1 protein-coding gene is annotated in these 1300 nt (G+C 62.7%); it reads left to right on the top strand.

All coding sequences use genetic code 11. The features are described 5' to 3' along the window. Positions 1 to 178 precede the first annotated feature (178 nt). Positions 179 to 547, top strand: a complete 369-nt coding sequence (locus AOZ49_RS33800) for a hypothetical protein (protein ID WP_231690502.1) — start codon at positions 179 to 181, stop codon at positions 545 to 547. Positions 548 to 1300: the final 753 nt, after the last annotated feature.

Here is a 1300-nt window from a genome sequence, read left to right on the forward strand (position 1 = left end):
GGGGGGGGGCGGGACGCCAGGAAGTTTCGCGGACATTCCGTCGAGGGCCGGGCCAGCCCACGGAGAGAATGCTTCGATTGGTTAGCTTAACTGACCGTCCTGGGTAAAACAATTCGATTTTCAGGCGCGATTTGGGCGAATACGCTTACCAAAACGGACTAAATCGAGGAGCCCAGCCATGTCCGCCCAAACCTGCATCCAGACCTCTCCCGCTTTCGGCGCGGCCTGCCCGGCGCCCAAGCGGGCAAATATGCCTGACGTGTCGTCGTCCGCGGCGCCGGCTATCCCGGTTTCACAACCAGTGACGCGCACCCCGGAAGCGTCCGTCTCCGGCGCCAACCGCGCGGCCGTGCCGCCGGGCGGTTTCATCGTCCGTCTCTGGCGTGCCTATCGCCAACGGCGTGCCGACAGGGTCCTGCGCAACCTGGCGGATGAAATGGATGTCCACATGCTGAAGGACGTGGGCGCGCCGGAATGGCTGGTGAACCAGGCCACCGTCGAGCAATCGCTCAAGCGGGTCACCCGCATCGACACCCTGCGCTGGTGATGAGGCAGGGTGGTTGGGGTGGGAGGGAATATGCCTTCCCGGTCCCCGCCCTAGCCGGCGGCCGTTCCTGATTCCCATTCCAGCCACTATATATAGACAGGTGGTTGCGGCGTTCATTGACCACTGGTGGGCGGACGTGCAGCATGGAAGGGCGCGTTGCCGGCTAATGGCGTACAGCTGGGGGTGGCACACAGCTGGGGGTGGCACACAGCTGGGGGTGGCACACAGCTGGGGGTGGCACACAGCTGGGGGGAGGGGCTCGCCAACCGAGGGCGAACGCCTCGTTTCCCCCTCCCTCTCTATATATAGATGCGTGCTTCCGACGGTAGATATGGCTGCTCGATGCTCACTCCCGCGATAAGTCCTATATGGAGAGGCTATCCCTATAGAGATCTCCCCCCCCGGGTGAATTCATAGGGAAACCCCAGACCGATGGCTAGCCGTCAGCAGCCGACGGGGCGCCCATAGACCAGGCGCTCGACCAGGTCGATGCGATTCGCCCTGATCCAGCAGGGACACTCGGCTCCTCCTATATATAGAGAGAGAGGCGAAGAGAGGGGCCGGCGGGCGCGAATGCGCATGTCTGTGACCCCCCCAAAAAAATGTGCCGTGCCGGCCATCCTGTACTGAGGAAGGCTGGAACCGGCCCGCGAGCCAGTCACCGCGAGCGATCCGAGAGCCGGGGCACACGGAAATCATCATCTTTCTGCAAAATGAGTGTCATGCTGGCGTGACAAGCGAAAATTCTGTGCT

This window comes from Achromobacter sp. 2789STDY5608615, assembly GCF_001298995.1.
Taxonomy (GTDB): domain Bacteria; phylum Pseudomonadota; class Gammaproteobacteria; order Burkholderiales; family Burkholderiaceae_B; genus Achromobacter; species Achromobacter insuavis.